Origin of the sequence: Microbacterium sp. NPDC089189 (assembly GCF_040685095.1) — a bacterium.
In the GTDB taxonomy this organism is placed as follows: Bacteria; Actinomycetota; Actinomycetes; order Actinomycetales; family Microbacteriaceae; genus Microbacterium.
On the sequence record NZ_JBFBHG010000011.1, the window covers coordinates 14,508 to 33,224 of the forward strand.

The following is an 18,717-nucleotide window of genomic DNA, read 5'->3' on the forward strand; positions in this document are numbered from 1 at the left end:
AGCCCCTCGTCCGCGCCCCGGGTCAGGCGATCAGGGCGGTGACCGACGCGAGAGCGAGGCCCGCACTGATCACCCCGAGCACGAGCAGCGCGCCGAGGGTGCTCAGTGCGACGCGCTGGATGAAGCGCTGCGGGCGTCCGTAGGCGAGCTGGATGGAGAACGCCAGGATGAGGCACCCGCCCAGGGCGATCGTCATCCACGTCGCGCGCCACTCCTCGGGCACGACGAACGCGACGACCAGGCCGGCGACGGCGGCGACGATCCACACCGCGACGATGCCGCCGAAGGGACGACGAGGCACGAGCTCGGGTGCGGTCATACGCTCATTGTCACCCAACGAGGGCCCGGACGCACGCCGCGGCGGTGCCCGCGATCGAGCGTGTGCACGACAGCGCATAGGATGAGGCCGATGAGCCGACGCTCCGGAAGGTGACCCTTGGCACAGCTTCTCGTTCTGAGTTCCGCCGGTAGCGCGCCCGCGCTCCCGGCGCTCGAGCTGTTGAGCCACCGCGTCCGACAGATCCCGGCCGAGGCGGCGCAGCTCGTCAACGCCCCGCAGGCCGACGTCGTCTTCGTCGACGCCCGCCTCGACCTCGTCGGCGCGAAGTCGCTGTGCAAGATCATGACGACCACCGGCCTCGACACGCCCCTCGTGCTGATCGTCACCGAGGGCGGGCTGACCGCCGTGTCGACGGACTGGGGCGTCGACGACGTCATCCTCGTGACGGCCGGCCCTGCCGAGGTGGATGCCCGCATCCGCCTGGCCGTGGGCCGGGTGTCGAAGGAGCAGGTGTCGACCCGCATCCAGACCTCGGGGATCACGATCGACGAGTCCTCGTACTCCGCGAAGGTGCACGGCAAGCCGCTGGATCTCACGTACAAGGAATTCCAGCTGCTGCACTTCTTCGCGACGCATCCGTCACGGGTCTTCACCCGCGAGCAGCTGCTGAGCGAGGTGTGGGGCTACGACTACTTCGGCGGCACCCGCACCGTCGATGTGCATGTGCGACGCCTGCGCGCCAAGCTCGGCGACCTCGAGCAGCTCATCGGCACCGTGCGCAACGTCGGCTACCGCTTCAACGTCTACGAAGACGACGAAGCCCCCGCACCGCGCGCCCGTTCCTGACGTCGCGGATCGGCCCGCGGCCATGTTCACGCGGGCGTCACCTCCGGCTGCAATGATGTGGGAATGATCTCCGACGAGATGCTCGATGCAGGCCTGGGCGACGCAGACGACGACGACTTCGATGTGGCGGTCGACACGGGTGACGCCGAGCTGCCGGACAACCGCTACCTCGACCGCGAGCTCAGCTGGCTCGCGTTCAACCAGCGCGTGCTCGAGCTCGCGGAGGACCCCACCGTCCCCGCTCTCGAACGGGCCAACTTCCTCGCGATCTTCGGCAGCAACCTCGACGAGTTCTTCATGGTGCGCGTCGCCGGACTGAAGCGTCGCATCAAGACGGGCCTCGCCGTTCCCACCAACGTGGGGCGCGCGGCGCAGGACGTGCTGGCCGACATCTCGCGCGAGGCACACGCGCTCCAGCTGCGCCACGCCGAGGCCTGGGAGCAGCTCGTGCGCCCCTCGCTCGCGAAGGCCGGCATCGAGGTCGTGCGGTGGGACGGACTCGACGAGGACGACCACGCGCGTCTGTACGACTACTTCCAGTCGCAGGTGTTCCCGGTGCTCATGCCGCTCGCGGTCGACCCGGCGCACCCGTTCCCGTACATCTCCGGGCTCTCGCTGAACCTGGCGATCCGCATCCGCAACGCCAAGACCGGCCGGCAGGAGTTCGCGCGCCTCAAGGTGCCGCCCATGCTCCCCCGCTTCGTCGAGGTCGCACGCGACGGCGAGCGCGTGCGCTACATCACGCTCGAAGACCTCATCGCGAACCACCTCTCGGACCTGTTCCCGGGGATGGAGATCCTCGACCACCACGCCTTCCGCCTCACCCGCAACGAGGACATGGTGATCGAGGAGGACGAGACCGAGAACCTGATCCAGGCGCTCGAGGCCGAGCTGATGCGGCGCCGGTTCGGCCCGCCCATCCGGCTCGAGATCACCGACGACATGGACGACCTGACGCTCGACCTGCTCGTGCGCGAGCTCGACATCACCGAGCAGGAGGTCTACCGGCTGCCCGGCGCCCTGGATCTGCGGGGCCTGTTCGACCTGTCGCGCATCGACCGCCCCGACCTGCACTACCCGCCGCACGTGCCGACCACGGCGGTCGCGTTCCAGCCGGGCGACAACAACGAGCGCCCCGATTTCTTCACCGCCATCCGCAAGGGCGACGTGCTCGTGCACCACCCGTACGAGTCGTTCGCGACCAGCGTGCAGGCGTTCCTGGAGCAGGCAGCGCGCGACCCCCACGTGCTCGCCATCAAGCAGACGCTGTACCGCACCTCGGGCGACAGCCCCATCGTGCAGGCGCTCATCGACGCGGCCGAGGCGGGTAAGCAGGTCCTGGCCCTGGTCGAGGTCAAGGCGCGCTTCGACGAGGCCAACAACATCGTCTGGGCACGCAAGCTCGAGAAGGCGGGCGTGCACGTCGTGTACGGCCTCGTGGGCCTGAAGACCCACTGCAAGCTGGCGCTGGTCATCCGCGAGGAGGCGGGCGTGCTGCGCAGCTACTCGCACGTCGGAACCGGCAACTACAACCCGAAGACCAGCCGCATCTACGAGGACTTCGGCCTCTTCACCGTCGACGGCCAGGTGGGCCGCGACCTCACGCGTCTGTTCAACGAGCTCAGCGGCTACGCCATCGAGAAGAAGTTCAAGCGCCTGCTCGTGGCCCCCCTCCACCTGCGCAAGGGCCTCCTGCGTCTGATCGACCGGGAACGCCGGCACGCACTGGAGGGGAAGCCCTCCGGCATCCGCATCAAGGTCAACTCGATGGTCGACGAGCAGATCATCGACGCGCTGTACCAGGCCAGCCGCGCCGGCGTGCCGGTGCAGGTCTGGGTGCGCGGCATCTGCAGCATCCGGCCGGGCGTCGAGGGGCTCAGCGAGAACATCACGGTGCGCTCCATCCTGGGGCGCTACCTCGAGCACTCCCGTATCTTCGCGTTCCAGAACGACGGCGAGCAGGAGACCTACATCGGCAGCGCCGACATGATGCACCGCAACCTCGACCGCCGCGTCGAGGCGCTCGTGCGGATCGTCGCCCCGGCGCAGCTGAAGGAGCTCGACGACCTGTTCGACCTGGCCATGAGCGAGGGCACGAGCGCGTGGCGTCTGGGCGGGGACGGCGTATGGACCCGTCACTCGACCGACGCCGAGGGCAAGCCCCTCGTCGACATGCAGGACAAGACCATGTCGATCGTGCAGCGCCGGCGTCGTTCGCGGGCGGTCCGATGACGGATACCGCCGTCTACGCGGCCGGCGGTGTCGTCTGGCGCCAGGTCGAGGGAAAGCTCCTCGTCCTGGTCATCCACCGCACCCGCTACCGCGACGTCACGCTGCCCAAGGGCAAGGTCGATCCGGGCGAGGCGCTGGTCGAGACCGCGGTGCGCGAGATCTTCGAGGAGACCGGCATCCGCGTGGCTCTGGGCCTGCCGGTGGGCGTCTCCCGGTACCGCATGCCCAGCAGACGGCAGAAGATCGTGCACTACTGGTCGGCCGAGGCCACGGATGCGGCGATCCGCGCATCGGCCTTCGTGCCGAACAAGGAGATCGCGGCGATCGAATGGGTCACGCCCAAGCGGGCCCTCGGCTACCTGAGCTACCCGGTCGACGTCGAGATCCTCGAGAACTTCCTGCGCTTCGTCGACGACGGCGTGCTCGAGACGTTCCCGATCATCGCCCTGCGCCACGCGAAGGCGGTCTCGCGAGACGACTGGGACGACGCGGACGCCGCGCGCCCGCTCTCGGGACGCGGTCACCGGCAGGCGGACGCCATCGTAGGGACCCTCCGCGCGTTCGGCGTGCGCCGCATCGTCTCGTCGGACGCCACGCGCTGCCTGCAGACGGTCGCCCCGCTCGCCACGGCGCTCGACCGCCGGGTGCGCTCCACCGAGCTGATCAGCCAGGATGCGTGGGAGTCGGGCACCTCGGACGTGCGCACCGTCATCGGCAAGCGCGTGCGCTCGCGCAAGCCCGCCGTGGTCTGCAGCCACGGCCCGGTGCTGCCCGACATCCTGCACGAGCTGGCACTCGCGACCGGCACCCTGCGCGGCTCGTACCTGGGCAGCGCCTCGGCGTTGGATGTGGGCGGGTTCTCGGTCGTGCACCTGTCGCGCACGAACCCCGGCTCGGGCATCGCGGCGATCGAGACCCACCTGCCGAAGATCTGACCCGATGCACGGCGTGCGCGTACGGTGGGCGCCGCTCGGGCGAGGCGACCGGCGTCGCGCGGCGAACGCCCTCGTGCGCGACATGACCGGCGCAGCCCTCCGTCACGGGCCGTGCGTACACTGCGGGGGCGCGCACGGCGTCCCCCGCCTCGACGGCGGCGTGGATGCGGTGTCGCTCGCCTACACCGCATCCCACGTGTTCGCGGCGGTCGGCGCGGGTGTCCACGCCCTCGGGATCGACGCGGAGTGCGGGGACCCCGCCGACGCGGCGGGAGTCGAACGGCTGCGGGCGGGCGCGACCCTGCGCGACTGGACGCGGCTCGAGGCCGTCGCGAAGGCGGACGGTCGCGGGCTCGCCCTGGACGTCGCGACCGTTCGGATCGAGAGCGACGCCGGCGCGCGGTGGACGGCGCGGGTGCCCGGCGCGCCGCATCCCTTCTCGGGAGCGGATCTCATCGGCCCGGCCGGGGTCGTTCTCAGCGTCGCGCGCGCGGCAGCGCCGGCAGGGCAGGCCGATCCAGCCACGCGGTGAGCAGCGCCGCGTGCTCGCCTCCCACGGCGATGCGGAAGCCGGCCGTCGACACGAGCGAGTGCTGGTTCTGCTCCGCCCACGACCGCAGCAGCGCGAAGAAGTCGGCATCGCCGAGCGTGAGCCGCAGGGCGTGCAGGGTGAGCGCGCCGCGCTTGTAGACCCGGTCGTCGAACATCAGATCCGGGCCCGGGTCGGCGATCACGAGGTCCTGCGGCTCGGCGGCGAGCGCGCGGTGGTGCGCCCGCGCGCACGCATCCGCGCTCTCGCCGCCCGAGGCCTCGGACCACAGCCATTCCGCGTAGCAGGCGAATCCCTCGTTGAGCCAGATGTCCTGCCAGCGCGCGATGCCGACGCTGTTGCCGAACCACTGGTGGGCCAGCTCGTGGGCCACGAGGCGCTCGCTGTCGGCGTCGAGGTGGTTCGCACCGAACACGGCCATCCCCTGCGATTCGAGCGGGATCTCGAGGTCGTCGGCCGTGACGACGAGCCGGTAGTGCGGCTGCGGGTACGGGCCGAAGGCCTCCTCGAACGCCCGCACCATGGCCGGCACGTCGGCGAACGCGGCGAGCGCGGCCGTCCGCAGCGCCGTCGGCGCCCAGAGCTCGATCGCCAGCCCCTCGGGCTCCCCCAGATCGTTCGGCGCATAACGGCCGATCTGCACGGCGGCGAGGTAGGTGGCGGTCGGCACGTCCGAGACGTACTCGGCCGTCCGGCGCCGTCCGCGCACCTCGTCGCTGACGCGGGTGCCGACCGCGACGGCCGCGTACTCGCGGTCGGTCGAGATCCGCAGCCGCACCGGGGCGCGGTTGTCGGGTCGGTCGTTGCACGGGAACCAGGTGGGGGCGCCCGTCGGCTGGTTGGCCACGAGTGCGCCGTCGTCGAGCTCCTCCCAGCCGATCGTGCCCCAGCGCGAGCGGCGCGGGCCCGGAGCTCCCTCGTACCGGATCTCGAGCACGAACGTCTCGCCCGCATCGAGAGGACGCGGCAGGGTGACGTGCAGACGATGGGGTCCCTGCCGGAACGCGGCACTCACGCCATCCACGCGCACCTTGGCGGCGCGGAGGCCGACGAGATCGACGTCGATCGCCCGCGTCGGCGCGGTGAGGGCCGCGGTGAGCCGGGCGACGCCGTCCAACCGGTTGGTGCGCACGCGGTAGTCGAGTTCGAGGTCGTAGGCGTGCACCTCGTACGACAGGTCGCCGCTGCGCGGGGCGTAGGGATCGACTGCCGTCACGATGTCGACTGGTAGGCGCGGACCTTCACCGCGCGCCACGGGCCGATCGGGTTGCCGCTCCACCGGGTGCCGACGGGCACGGACTCGCCGCGCATCACGAGCGAGGCGGGCCCCACCGTCGCGTCGGCGCCGATGACGGCCGCGGGGAGGATCACGCTGTGGGGGCCGAGGGTCGCCCCGGGCTCCAACTCGACGGTGTCCATGCTCATGATTCGATCATGGAACAGGTGCGTCTGCACGACGCACCCGCGGTTGACGGTGGATCCGTCGCCCAGTGTCACCAGATCGGGCTCGGGCAGCCAGTACGAATCGCACCACACGCCGGCGCCGATGCGGGCGCCGAGGGCGCGGAGCCAGACCGCGAGGGCGGGCGTGCCGACCGCGCCGCGCGCGAACCAGGGCGCCGCGACCATCTCGGTGAACGTGTCGACGACCTCGGTGCGCCAGACGAAGCTCGACCAGAGCGGCTGCTCCCCCGCACGGATGGGGCCGACCACCGCCCACTTGGCGACGACCGTGATGCCGGCGGCGACCGCCCCGGCGCCGAGCACCACGAGCCCGGAGAGCAGCAGCGCCCACACGACCCCCAGCCACGCGGTGAGGGCGGCGAGCGCGAACAGCACGCCGATGCCGATGGCGCAGGTCACCACGACCGGCACGAACCGCAGCAGCTCCCAGAGCGTGCGGGCGGCGCGCAGCCGCGCGGTGGGCCGGTAGGTGCGGCTCTCGTCGCCGCCCGCGACGGCGCGGCGCAGCCGGACCGCGGGCGAGCCCAGCCAGGACGACCCCGCCTTGGCCTTGCGGGGAGCGGCCGAGAGCACGGCGACCAGGCCGTCGCGCGGCACCCGGTGCCCGCCGGCGGCCATGCCCGAGTTGCCGAGGAAGGCGCGCTTGCCGATCCGCACGCTGCCGAGCCGCAGCCAGCCGGCGTGCAGCTCGTAGGACGCGACCATGGTGTCGTCGGCGAGGAACGCCCCGTCCTCGATGCGAGTGAGCGAGGGCAGCAGCAGCACGGTCGAGGCCTCGACGTCGCGCCCGACGCGGGCCCCCAGCATCCGCAGCCACACCGGTGTGAAGAGGCTCGAGTACAGCGGGAAGAGGATCGTGCGGGCCGAGTCGAGCAGCCGCTCGATCGTCCACGCCTGCCACGCCACGCGGCTGCGCACCGGGACGATGCCCTCGGCGAGGCCGATCGAGAGCAGGCGCACGCTCACCACGACGGCACCCGCGAACACGAGACCGGTCAGCAGCACGCCCGGCACGAGCCAGGCCAGCGACAGCAGGAAAGCCTCGGTCAGCGTCGCCGAGCCCCGGATGCCGAGGGCGATGACCACGGCGCCGGCGAGGAACGCGACGAAGGGCAGCAGGGCCAGCCCCAGCGCGGACGCCGCGTACGCCCAGGTCCATCCGTGCGGCGTCGGCGGGCGGTGGTCGGGCCAGTCGCCCGCCGTGCCGCCCACCCGGACGGCCGGCGAACCCGCCCAGGTCTGATCGGCGCGGACGCGGCCGAAGACGGCGGAACCGGGGGCGATCTCGGCGCGCTGACCGATGCGGGTGCCCGGCGCGAGGGTGCTGCGCGCTCCGACCGTCGCGCGCGCGCCGATGCGGATGGCGCCCAGGCGCAGGACGTCGCCGTCGATCCAGTACCCGCGAAGATCCACCTCGGGCTCGATGGATGCGCCGTCGCCGACCTCGAGCATCCCGGTCACGGGCGGAAGGGTGTGGAGGTCGACGTCGCGGCCGATCTTCGCGCCGAGCGCACGGGCGTAGTAGGTGACCCAAGGCGCTCCGGCCATGCCCACCGCATCCACCTGGTCGGCGATCTGCTCGGCGAGCCAGAGCCGCAGGTGCACAGACCCGCCGCGCGGGTGGTCGCCGGCGCGGACGCCGCGCAGCAGCAGCCGGGATGCGGCGGCGGAGATCGCCATGCGGCCGAACGGCGTGACGAACACGATCCAGCCGACGATCAGCATCCAGATCGGGGCCGACGGCAGCGCCTCGTAGCCGGGGATCCAGCCGAGCACCGTTCCGGCCGTCAGCACATAGAGCAGCCAGCGCACGCCCGACAGGATGAACAGGGGCGCGCCGACGAGCGTCTGCAGCCACTGCGCCGCTCGGGGCGTGGGGCGCGCGACGTGGTAGTCGGAGGGTTCCTCGGGACCGAGGAACGGCCCGAGGGCCTTGGCCATCGCGCCCAGCCGGGGCACGTCGTAGATGTCGGCGACGGCGAACTCGGGGACCCGGGCGCGGATGCGGGAGACGAGCTGCGCCGCGGCGAGCGATCCGCCACCGAGGTCGAAGAAGTCCGCCTTGGCGCCCGGCACCGGGATGCCGAGGACGGCCTGCCACTGCTCAGCCAGCCAGGTCTCGGACGCGCTGAGACCCGTCGGCGCGCTCTCGAGGCCGGGCAGCGGCCATGGCAGCGCGGCGCGGTCGACCTTGCCCGACGTGCGGACGGGGAGCTCGTCGACGACCGCGAGCAGCGGCACGATGGCCGCCGGCAGGCTACCGGCGAGGAGCTCGCGCGACGCCGCACGGTCGAGTTCGACACCCGGCTCCATCACCAGGTACCCGACGAGCACCGAGACCCCGGCATCGGTCCGGCGCACGGCGGCCGTCGCCGCGCTCACCCCGGGCAGATCCTGCAGCGCGGACTCGACCTCGCCGAGTTCGATGCGGCGCCCGCCGACCTTGACCTGGTCGTCGGCGCGTCCCTGGAAGACGAGACCCGCGGGCTCGTAGCGCACGAGGTCGCCGGACCGGTACGCCCGCTCCCAGCCGAGGCTCGGCATCGGGGCGTACTTCTCGGCATCCTTGGCCGGATCGAGGTACCGGGCCAGTCCCACGCCGCCGATGATGAGCTCGCCCACCTCGCCCTCGGCGACGCGCTGCCCCTCGGCATCGACGACCGCCAGCTGCCAGCCGTCCAGCGGCAGCCCGATGCGCACCGGCAGCGAGCCGTCGAGGATCGCACCGCACGCGACGACGGTGGCCTCGGTGGGACCGTAGGTGTTCCACACCTCCCGGCCCTCGGACTGCAGTCGCGCCGCGAGCTCGGGCGGGCAGGCCTCGCCGCCGAAGATCAGCAGGCGCACGTTCTCGATCGACTCGACCGGCCACATCGCCGCGAGCGTGGGGACGGTGGAGACGACCGTGATGCCCTGCCGGATGAGCCACGGCGCCAGGTCCTCGCCCGAACGCACGAGCGAGCGCGGCGCGGGCACGAGGCAGCCGCCGTGCCGCCACGCCAGCCACATCTCCTCGCACGACGCGTCGAACGCGACGGACAGCCCCGCGAGCACGCGGTCGCCGGGGCCGAGCGGAGCCCCCTGCAGGAACAGGCGCGCTTCGGCGTCGACGAAGGCGGCCGCCGACCGGTGCGAGACCGCCACTCCCTTCGGCACCCCCGTCGAGCCCGAGGTGAAGATGATCCACGCGTCGTCGTCCAGACGCGGCGCCGGCACGGCCTGCACCGCCTGCGTCGTCGGATGCGGCCCGTCCGTCAGCGACACGACGCCACCGGTCGGCGCATCCGCATCCGGCTCGGTCTCGTCGACGCGCGCGACGAAGACGCCACCGGCGCCGATCACCCCGGCGACCCGCGCCTCGCCGAAGACCAGCCGCGCCCGCTCGTCCGGGTCGTCGGCATCCACCGGCACGTAGGCCGCGCCCGCCGCCAGCACACCGAGGATCGAGATGTAGAGCTCCTTCGACCCCGAGGGCATGCGCACGCCCACGCGATCGCCGCGCACGACGCCCGCCTCGATCAGGCGCGCGGCCGTGCGCGAGACCTCCCGCATTAGCTCGCGGTAGCTGAGCGCACCCGAACCGTCGTCGAGCGCGGACGCCTCTGGATGGCGGGCCGCCGTGTCGTGCAGAATGTCGACGAGCGTGCGCGCCGCAGGGGTCTGGGCGCCTCGATCGAGCGGTGTCTGCGGGTCGTGGTGCATGTTCCCGACGGTAGGCAGCGCAGGTGAACAGCCGGTGTCGGCTCGCCCATTTCCGCGCGGATCCGCCTCGGGTCGTTCACCTGCCGTTCACCCGTATTGGGGACGCTGGTAAACGGCCGTGTCTAGCTTCGTCAGGAGCCCTGCACCGGGCCCGTATCCCTGACACGTGAAGGAATTCGCAACGTGAAGATCAACCGCATCGCCCAGGTGGGCGCCCTCGCCGCTGTCGCGGCCCTCGCCCTCGCCGGCTGCGCCGCGAACGAGGCCGGCTCCGGCTCGACCTCCGCCCCCGAAGGCGGACTGAGCGGCAACCTCGTCGGTGGCGGCGCCTCGTCGCAGGAGCTCGCCGTTCAGGCATGGGCTGCCGGTCTGCAGGCCGACAACGCCGAGCTGACGGTCGACTACGACCCCTCCGGCTCCGGCACGGGCCGCGAGTCCTTCCAGGCCGGAGCCGTCGGCTTCGCCGGATCCGACCGCGCGTTCAAGGTCGACGAGATCGAAGCCGGCCCGTTCGACGCCTGCGTCGACGGATCCGACCTGGTCGAGATCCCCACCTACATCTCCCCCATCGCCGTCGTCTTCAACCTCGAGGGCGTCGACTCGCTCAACCTCGACCCGGCGACGCTGGCGGGCATCTTCGCCGGCACGATCAGCACCTGGAACGACCCGGCCATCGCCGCGCTGAACGAGGGCGTCGAGCTCCCGTCCACGGCGATCACCCCCGTGCACCGTTCCGACAAGTCGGGCACCACCGGCAACTTCACCGACTACCTGGGCGCGACCGCCGAGTCGGTCTGGTCGTTCGGCTCGGTCGAGGAGTGGCCGGCCGAGGTCTCCGGTGGCGAGGCCGCGCAGGGCACCTCGGGCGTCATCTCGGCCGTCGAGGGCGGCCAGGGCACCATCGGCTACGCCGACGCCTCGCGTGCCGGCAACCTGGGCACCGTCGCCATCCAGGTCGGCGACGAGTTCGTCTCCTACTCCCCCGAGGCTGCGGCGGCCATCGTCGACGCGTCGCCGGAGGAAGAGGGCCGCGCCGCGACCGACATCGCGATCGCGCTCGACCGCACCTCGACCGAGGCCGGCGTGTACCCGATCGTCCTCGTGAGCTACCTCATCGGTTGCGCCGAGTACACCGACTCGGCCACCGCCGAGCTCGTCAAGGGCTTCTTCACCTACGCCGCCAGCGCCGAGGGCCAGACGGCCGCGGCCGACGCGTCGGGCAGCGCCCCGATCTCGGACGCCCTGCGCGAGCAGATCACGACCGCGATCGACGCGATCAAGTAATCCCACGAACGCCCGGTCCCGGCTCTGTGCCGGGACCGGGCTTCGGTGTGATCCCCGCCGTCTCATTGAGAGAATCGAGCCATGACCACCACACCCGAGGTCACGACGACCCCGACCATGAAGGGCAAGCAGCGGCCCGGTGACCGCTGGTTCTCGGGAACCGCCCTCGCGGCGGGCTCGATGATCCTGGTCACCCTTGCGGCTGTAGCGATCTTCCTGGTCGTCCAGTCGATCCCGGCGTTCTCCGCCACCTCCGAGGATGCCTCCATCCTCGGATCCAACTTCTGGGACTACGTCTGGCCGCTCGTCTTCGGCACGGTCTGGGCCGCCGCTCTCGCCCTGCTCATGGCGGTTCCGCTGTCGCTGGGCGTCGCGCTGTTCATCTCGCACTACGCGCCGCGCCGACTGGCTCAGGCGCTGGGCTACGTCGTCGACCTGCTGGCGGCCGTGCCGTCGGTCGTCTTCGGCCTCTGGGGCATCGGCGTGCTCGCGCCGGCCGCGCAGCCGATCTACACCTGGTTCGTCGACAACGCCGGCTGGTTCCCGCTCTTCAACGGCCCGGTCTCGTCGACCGGCCGCACGATCTTCACCGCCTCGCTGGTGCTCGCGGTCATGGTGACCCCGATCATCACGGCGATCTGCCGTGAGATCTTCCTGCAGACTCCCGTGCTGCACGAAGAGGCCGCTCTCGCCCTCGGCGCCACGCGCTGGGAGATGATCCGCATGGCGGTGCTGCCGTTCGGCCGCAGCGGCATCGTCTCGGCCGCCATGCTGGGCCTCGGCCGCGCGCTCGGAGAGACGATGGCCGTCGCCATGGTGCTCTCGGTCTCCGGCGGGATCTCGTTCAAGCTCTTCACCTCGGACAACCCGAACACCATCGCGGCGAACATCGCACTGAGCTTCCCCGAGGCGTACGGGACGAACATCAACGTCCTCATCGCCACCGGCCTCATCCTGTTCGTCGTGACCTTCGCCGTCAACGCCGTCGCCCGCTACATCGTGAGCCGGCGCAAGGAATTCTCGGGGGCCAACTGACATGACCACCACGACTGTTCCGCCGCGCGAGAGCGTCACCACCACGGCGCGTCTGACCACCGGGCACCTGCCCAAGTGGACGCCCTGGGTGCTGCTGGGCGCCTCGCTGCTCGCGATGCTCGCGGTCTTCGGGATCATGGCCGTCGCCGGCGGCGAGCCGCTCAACTACGCCGGCTGGCTGATCACGTCGGCCCTGCTCTACTTGGCGCTGATCTTCGCGCTGTCGACCATCATCGAGGGCCGCCGGAAGGCCGTCGACCGGCTTGTCACCGGCGTCGTCACCGTCGCGTTCCTCATCGCGATGGTGCCGCTGATCTCGGTCGCCATCACCGTCATCACCCTGGGTGCCCCCAACTGGAGCGGCGAGTTCTTCAGCTCGTCGATGCGCAACGTCGTCGGCGAGGGCGGCGGGGCCCTGCACGCCATCATGGGCACGCTGCTGATCACGCTCGCCGCCGCCGTCATCTCCATCCCGATCGGCCTCTTCACCGCCGTCTACCTGATCGAGTACGGCAAGGGCAACCGCCTCGCCCGCGGCATCACCTTCCTCGTCGACGTCATGACCGGCATCCCCTCGATCGTCGCGGGTCTGTTCGCGTACGCACTGTTCGCCCTGTTCCTCGGACCGGGTGTGCGCATGGGCATCATCGGCTCGATCGCTCTGGCCGTGCTCATGATCCCGGTCGTCGTGCGCTCCACCGAGGAGATGCTGCGCCTGGTGCCCAACGAGCTGCGCGAGGCCTCGTACGCGCTCGGCGTGCCCAAGTGGCTGACGATCCTCAAGGTCGTGCTGCCCACATCCATCGCCGGCATCACGACCGGCATCATGCTGTCGATCTCGCGCGTCATCGGCGAGACCGCGCCGCTGCTAATCACCGCGGGCTTCACCGCATCCATGAACTACGACCTGTTCAACGGACGCATGCAGACCCTGCCGGTGTTCACCTACACGCAGTACATGAACCAGGGCATCCCCGCCGAGGCGTACGTCGGCCGTGCCTGGGCCGCCGCGCTCACCCTGATCGTCATCGTCATGCTGCTCAACCTCGTCGCCCGCCTCGTCGCGAAGATCTTCGCGCCGAAGTCCGGTCGCTGATCTCCCGAGAGAAAGAACCTCCGTGTCCAAGAGCATCGAAGTCAACGACCTCAACGTGTACTACAGCGACTTCCTCGCCGTCGAAGGCGTGTCGCTTCAGATCCAGCCCCGCAGCGTGACCGCGTTCATCGGACCATCCGGATGCGGCAAGTCCACGTTCCTGCGCACGCTCAACCGCATGCACGAAGTCATCCCCGGCGCCCGCGTCGAGGGCGAGGTGCTGCTCGATGGCGACAACCTGTACGCACAGGGCGTCGACCCCGTGCTCGTGCGCCGCCAGGTGGGCATGGTCTTCCAGCGCCCCAACCCGTTCCCGACGATGTCGATCCGCGAGAACGTGCTGGCCGGCGTCAAGCTCAACAACAAGCGCATCTCGAAGTCGGATGCCGACGCCCTGGTCGAGAAGTCGCTCGCCGGCGCGAACCTCTGGAACGAGGTCAAGGACCGCCTCGACAAGCCGGGCTCGGGTCTCTCGGGCGGCCAGCAGCAGCGTCTGTGCATCGCCCGCGCGATCGCCGTCTCGCCCGACGTGCTGCTGATGGACGAGCCCTGCTCGGCCCTCGACCCGATCTCGACCTACGCGATCGAGGAGCTCATCGACGAACTGAAGAGCGAGTACACGATCGTGATCGTGACGCACAACATGCAGCAGGCATCGCGCGTCTCCGACCGCACCGCCTTCTTCAACATCGCCGGCACCGGCAAGCCCGGCAAGCTCATCGAGTACGACGACACGTCGACCATCTTCACCACGCCGTCCGTGCAGGCCACCGAGGACTACGTCTCCGGCCGCTTCGGATAAGCCCCGTCCGCCTCGGCGGTGCGGCAGGGCGGGTGTGCTTCGGCGCACCCGCCCTCTGTTGTTGTGGGTGCTGCGCTCTGGGGGCCTCTCGGGCACAACTGTGGTGTGTCGTCGAGCCTCGCGGGCACAACGGCGGATCTGGTGCCCGACACCCCGGGCGACCGCCTCCGGAGCTCGGGGTGTCGCCCGCCAGGTCCGCCGTTGTGCAGGGATGAGGCCGCTTCAGCCGGGGCTGAGGCCGGGCCCGGGACGGGCTCGGGCTCGGGCTCGGGGCGGGCTCGGGGCTCGGGCTCGGGCTCGGGCTCGGGCCTCGGGCCTCGGGGCTAGGGCCCGAGCACGGCCATCGGCACAACGGCGGATCTGGTGCCCGACACCCCGGGCGACCGCATCCAGAGCTCGGGGTGTCGCCCGCCAGGTCCGCCGTTGTGCGGGCGGATGCCGGGGGCTCCGGATCTCCGCATCGCACGAACACCCCTCCCCCGGCAGCACTTCTCGGCGTGTTCTCCCGAGCAGCGGGTGCCGCCGAGCCGGCCAGTCGGGCGAACGCCCACGCTGAAACCATGTGCAGCGCAACGCACCCGGATGTGCGGACGTATCGAGAGCTCCGCGGCGAGGGGTGGAGTCGCGGAGATGTCGAGCGGGCGCAGGAGAGCGGGCTGTGGCTGCGGCTCAGACGGGGCGTGTACGCGGCCGCATCCGCCTGCGACCCGGCGCGCACGGCTGCCGAGCACGGCGGCCCGCTCGCGTGCGTGAGCGCCGCGCGGCACCTCGGGATGTGGGTGATGGACGACGACGCGACGCACGTCTGGATGCGCGCCGGCGGTCATCGACGCCACGATGAGGCGGGATGCGGGTGCGTCGAGCATTGGGACGGCGCCGACCTCTGGCCGAGCTTCGCGATCCCCTCCGTCGCGCGATTACTTCGTCAGATCCTGGCGTGCCAGGGCGACGAGGGGTTCTTCGTCGCGCTCGAGTCGGCGCTGCGGCTCGAGCTCCTGAGCCCCGCGGCGCTCGCCTGGCTGCGGGCCACGGTCGGAACCGCGGGTAGCGAGGCGCTCGACCTCGCCCGCACCGACGCCGACAGCGGACTCGAGTCGCTCCTGCGCTGGCGTCTGCGAGCGCTGGGGCTGCGCATCCGCACGCAGCAACGCCTGACGGCGGTCGGTGTCGTCGACATCCTCATCGGCGACCGCCTCGTCATCGAGGCCGACGGGCGGGCCAACCACGACGCCCCGTCGCTTCGCCACAAGGATCTCGTCCGCGACGCCAACGCCGCCGCTTGGGGCTACGTCACCCTGCGGTTCGACTACGCGCTCATCGTGCACGACTGGGATCTCGTCGAGCGGGCGATCCTCGGCCAGCTGGATGCCGCGACCCGGCGCTGAACCGTCGCGATCGGCTCGAGGCTTCGTGCTCTGAACCGCCGGCACTGGCTTCCCGGCCCGCACAACAGCGGACGACCGCGCCAACATGCCGGGGCTTCCAACCCCACGGCTGCACAACGGCGGACGACAGGTCCGACATGCCGGAGGCTTCCCCGATCCGCACGGCGTTTCGCACCCCGGATCCGCCGTTGTGCGGATGGGAGGGCGATGACCGGACGGCCGAGGCAGCAGAGGTAGCGCCCGCACGGCACCGCAGGGCACGGCACGGCACGGCACGGCACGGAACGGAAACAGCACGGACCTGTCCGCACCGTCCGGACCCCACGGCTGCACAACGGCGGACGACGGGTCCGACATGCCGGGGCCCAACCCCATCCCTACGGCGTTTCGCGCCTCCGATCCGCCGTTGTGCGGATGGAGCCTCCCCGCGCCGGGCGGCACCCACGCCGGGCCGCACCCACGCCGGGCGGCACCCCCACCGCCCCCACCCCCACCGCCCCGGCCGGGGTCAGTCGCGCGGCGAGAGGAGGTAGGCGTTGAGCTCGCGGGTGAAGGCGGCGTCGTACGGGAGAGGTGCACCATCGACCGACACGATGCCGGTGGCGAGGCGCACGCTCGAGACGAGCCAGGCCGCATCCGCCTGCAGCAGAGCGTCGGAAGGCAGGGTCTCGTACCCGGTGTCGAAACCACGGTCGGCGAGGTGCGCGAAGAGACTGAGCTGCGTCGTGCCATGCAGGATCCCGGCGCCCGGGGCCGGGGTGACGAAGCGGTCTCCGCGGCGCAGCACGAGAGAGGAGGTCGGGCCTTCGAGCAGCACGCCGTCGCTCGTGGTGAAGACGGCGTCATCCGCCCCGCGCCGCTTCGCCTCGCGAAGGGCCGCCATGTTGGGCGCGTACGACAGCGTCTTCGCCCCCAGCAGCAGCCACGGGGCGCGGGCGGGAGCGGCGCTGTCGTAGCCGCGGTCGAGCGTGACGACGCGCACGCCGTTCTCGCGCACCGCGGTGTTGTCGGCGGCGACCGCGACGGTGACCCAGGCGGTCGGCGCCGGGCCGTGCTCGACGCCGCGGCTGAGGATCAGCTTGATGACGCACTCCCCCGGCGGGCATTGCGCGGCGGCCGCGATCACGGCCTGCTGCCACTGGGCCAGGTTCGGTGCGGGAAGGTCACAGATCTCGGCCGAGTGCGCGAGGCGCTCGAGATGCGCGCCGACCTCCTGCGGGTGCCCGTCGACGACGCCGATGGACTCGAAGATCCCGTCTCCGCGCTGGGTGCTCAGCTCACCGATGCTGAGCGCCGGCGCGGCCGGGTCGATCGAGGTGAACGTCGCCGAATAGTCGGTGCGGTCGTCGGTGGATGCCGCGGGTTCCAGCAGCAGCGCATATCGCCAGGCCATGGTGCGAGCCTACGCGGACGGAATAGTCCGGCGGTGACCTCCGTTACAATGGTCAAGCCGGGCCGCAGTAACCCCGGGCTCCAAATTCTGCCGCTCCGAGCGGCCTTGCGCCGAGAGGCGTTTCTGCGGCCCGGCACTTTCATGCCCGGATGCGGTGCGCACCGCCCCATCCCGAGGCAGAGCGCGAGCGCGCCGCGCGACAGCCCTCAGGTCAACGCGTCGCGGCGCCAGAGCGAAGCGCTGGCCATCAGGTCATCGGCGTAGGTCGCGAGCCGCAGAGCGCGCGTAGTGAAGGTCGACGCCCGCTGCGGTTCCGAGATCTCGTAGTCGTCGGCCAGGTGCGTGGCACCTGTCGCGGTGATGCGGCAGAACGCGGCGGCCCGCTCGAGCGCGATCGCGAAGTCACCCTCGAAGAGACCGCGCATGATCATGTCGATGAGCGCCACCAGCTCTTCGGGCCCGGCGGGAGCGGGCGCTCCCGCAACGACCTCGTCAATGGAGGACAGCGACGTGCGCCCCCGGTCGTAGAGCAGCGCGGCCGTCTGCGCGTCGTCGTGGATCATGGCCTGCAACAGGTACAGACGCCACAGCGCTCCGGGGAGCGACCGCGCGGGGGCGCGCGACCACAGTTCGGCGAGGTCGTCGATGCCGTGCGCGGCCTGGAACGTCACGAGACGGTCGACGACCTCCGCATCCGGATTCTGGCGGACACGGGCGAGAAGAGCCGACGCCGTCGAATGGGCGACGCGCGACACCTCGGCCGGATCGTCGCCCGAGAAGAGCCGATCGAACAGCTCGGCGGGACGTCGGATCGGCTTGTGGAAGTGCCTCGAGTCGTCTTTCACTTGCTAAAGGGTACCGGGGCTCTGGGACGCCCGGGCCGTGACGGATCACCCCTTGCGAGGCCAGTAGGCTGGACGTGCAGGGCCTCTAGCTCAGTCGGTAGAGCATCGGACTTTTAATCCGCGGGTCGTGGGTTCGAGCCCCACGGGGCCCACCACATTCACCGCACTCAAACCGGTGACCAGAAGATAATGATTATTGGGGTGAGCGTCCCCTCCCGGAAGATTCTCGAAAGCGTCAGCCATGCGGCTGACGCTTTCTTGCTTCGAGACTCGATGCTCGCCGCTAGCTGACTGAATGAGTGACACCACATCATGAGATTCGCTACGGACCACTACTCGCTGGCCGTCATCTTCGATCCACAGTTGTGTGAACAGCGCCTCGAGCACTCGGCGCTTCAAGCCTGCGTCTGCGGACACGCAGAAGTCATACGGGTGGCGAAGTAGCTGAAGGTAGTGAGCACGTGCTCGGCCCGCTCTCTGACTTCGACATCCGTGCGCGTCAGCTTCTCGGTGAGGGTCCGTCGCTCAACGGCAATGTCTCTCAGCCGACCTTGGGCGGCCTTGCTGGCAATATCTTCGTCGGTCACGAGATCCAGCAGATTGTCTTCGCGAGTTTCCAAGCGCGTCAGTTGCTTCACGAGGCGAGCGCGGAGAGCACGCTGAGCCGACTACTGCGAGTCGACTTCGCGCAGAACGTGCTCCCTGCATCACATCAGCGAAATCATCCGGGATGGCCTGCCGCTTCACTTCAAGCGCGACGGCGTGCCCGACCTCCCGCTCTGGGAGATGGCGAAGATCACAAGCCTTCTCCTGGCGTCCGCGACAGAAGTAGTAGCCGAAGTGGTCGCCGCCCCGCCCCCCTTGCCTC

General features: G+C 70.8%; 15 protein-coding genes and 1 tRNA gene. 10 read left to right on the forward strand and 6 right to left on the reverse strand.

The window, feature by feature from the left end; genetic code table 11:
* Positions 1–22: 22 nt before the first annotated feature.
* The gene (locus tag AB0N73_RS07945) at positions 23–319 is read right to left on the reverse strand and encodes a hypothetical protein (protein ID WP_363562153.1); all 297 of its coding nucleotides are present in this window, start codon (positions 317–319) and stop codon (positions 23–25) included.
* A gap of 117 nt (positions 320–436) precedes the next feature.
* On the opposite strand from AB0N73_RS07945, the gene AB0N73_RS07950 reads away from it, so the two are divergent.
* From AB0N73_RS07950 to AB0N73_RS07965, 4 genes are all read left to right on the forward strand, one after another.
* Positions 437–1,126: a response regulator transcription factor gene (locus AB0N73_RS07950; protein WP_363562155.1), complete on the forward strand. Its 690-nt coding sequence runs from the start codon at positions 437–439 to the stop codon at positions 1,124–1,126.
* A gap of 63 nt (positions 1,127–1,189) precedes the next feature.
* A complete protein-coding gene (locus tag AB0N73_RS07955) occupies positions 1,190–3,358 on the forward strand; it encodes an RNA degradosome polyphosphate kinase (protein WP_363562157.1) in 2,169 nt (722 codons plus the stop codon).
* The gene (locus AB0N73_RS07960) at positions 3,355–4,293 is read left to right on the forward strand and encodes an NUDIX domain-containing protein (RefSeq protein ID WP_363562159.1); all 939 of its coding nucleotides are present in this window, start codon (positions 3,355–3,357) and stop codon (positions 4,291–4,293) included. Before AB0N73_RS07955 ends, AB0N73_RS07960 begins: the two co-directional genes overlap by 4 nt.
* A 4-nt stretch (positions 4,294–4,297) precedes the next feature.
* Positions 4,298–4,825 (forward strand): chemotaxis protein CheY, encoded by a 528-nt coding sequence (locus AB0N73_RS07965; RefSeq protein ID WP_363562161.1) that lies wholly within the window; start codon positions 4,298–4,300, stop codon positions 4,823–4,825.
* Here AB0N73_RS07965 and AB0N73_RS07970 read toward each other — a convergent pair.
* Positions 4,770–6,059 carry a M1 family metallopeptidase gene (locus AB0N73_RS07970; RefSeq protein ID WP_363562163.1) on the reverse strand — a complete coding sequence of 430 codons (1,290 nt, stop codon included), beginning with the start codon at positions 6,057–6,059 and terminating at the stop codon, positions 4,770–4,772. The genes AB0N73_RS07965 and AB0N73_RS07970 overlap by 56 nt on opposite strands.
* A complete protein-coding gene (locus AB0N73_RS07975) occupies positions 6,056–10,009 on the reverse strand; it encodes a Pls/PosA family non-ribosomal peptide synthetase (protein ID WP_363562165.1) in 3,954 nt (1,317 codons plus the stop codon). Before AB0N73_RS07975 ends, AB0N73_RS07970 begins: the two co-directional genes overlap by 4 nt.
* A 183-nt stretch (positions 10,010–10,192) precedes the next feature.
* On the opposite strand from AB0N73_RS07975, the gene pstS reads away from it, so the two are divergent.
* The 5 genes from pstS (at position 10,193) to AB0N73_RS08000 (ending at position 15,611) form a co-directional block, all read left to right on the forward strand.
* The gene (pstS, locus tag AB0N73_RS07980) at positions 10,193–11,293 is read left to right on the forward strand and encodes a phosphate ABC transporter substrate-binding protein PstS (RefSeq protein WP_363562167.1); all 1,101 of its coding nucleotides are present in this window, start codon (positions 10,193–10,195) and stop codon (positions 11,291–11,293) included.
* 81 nt (positions 11,294–11,374) lie between these two features.
* On the forward strand, positions 11,375–12,328 hold the full coding sequence (gene pstC, locus AB0N73_RS07985; RefSeq protein WP_363562169.1) for a phosphate ABC transporter permease subunit PstC: 954 nt from the start codon (positions 11,375–11,377) through the stop codon (positions 12,326–12,328).
* A 1-nt stretch (position 12,329) separates the two neighbouring features.
* Positions 12,330–13,424: a phosphate ABC transporter permease PstA gene (pstA, locus tag AB0N73_RS07990; protein ID WP_363562171.1), complete on the forward strand. Its 1,095-nt coding sequence runs from the start codon at positions 12,330–12,332 to the stop codon at positions 13,422–13,424.
* Positions 13,425–13,446: 22 nt separating this feature from the next.
* Positions 13,447–14,226 (forward strand): phosphate ABC transporter ATP-binding protein PstB, encoded by a 780-nt coding sequence (pstB, locus tag AB0N73_RS07995; protein ID WP_363562173.1) that lies wholly within the window; start codon positions 13,447–13,449, stop codon positions 14,224–14,226.
* 560 nt (positions 14,227–14,786) lie between these two features.
* A complete protein-coding gene (locus tag AB0N73_RS08000) occupies positions 14,787–15,611 on the forward strand; it encodes a type IV toxin-antitoxin system AbiEi family antitoxin domain-containing protein (RefSeq protein ID WP_363562175.1) in 825 nt (274 codons plus the stop codon).
* Between the two features lie 508 nt (positions 15,612–16,119).
* Here the strand turns inward: AB0N73_RS08000 and AB0N73_RS08005 are convergent.
* Positions 16,120–17,004 carry an aminodeoxychorismate lyase gene (locus tag AB0N73_RS08005; protein ID WP_363562177.1) on the reverse strand — a complete coding sequence of 295 codons (885 nt, stop codon included), beginning with the start codon at positions 17,002–17,004 and terminating at the stop codon, positions 16,120–16,122.
* A gap of 206 nt (positions 17,005–17,210) precedes the next feature.
* Positions 17,211–17,849, reverse strand: coding sequence for a DNA-directed RNA polymerase subunit beta (locus tag AB0N73_RS08010; RefSeq protein ID WP_363562179.1), 639 nt, complete (start codon positions 17,847–17,849; stop codon positions 17,211–17,213).
* 79 nt (positions 17,850–17,928) lie between these two features.
* On the opposite strand from AB0N73_RS08010, the gene AB0N73_RS08015 reads away from it, so the two are divergent.
* A tRNA-Lys gene (locus tag AB0N73_RS08015) sits at positions 17,929–18,004 on the forward strand.
* Positions 18,005–18,244: 240 nt separating this feature from the next.
* Here AB0N73_RS08015 and AB0N73_RS08020 read toward each other — a convergent pair.
* Entirely contained in the window at positions 18,245–18,487 is a 243-nt protein-coding gene (locus AB0N73_RS08020; protein ID WP_363562181.1) for a hypothetical protein, read from the reverse strand.
* Between the last annotated feature and the right edge of the window lie 230 nt (positions 18,488–18,717).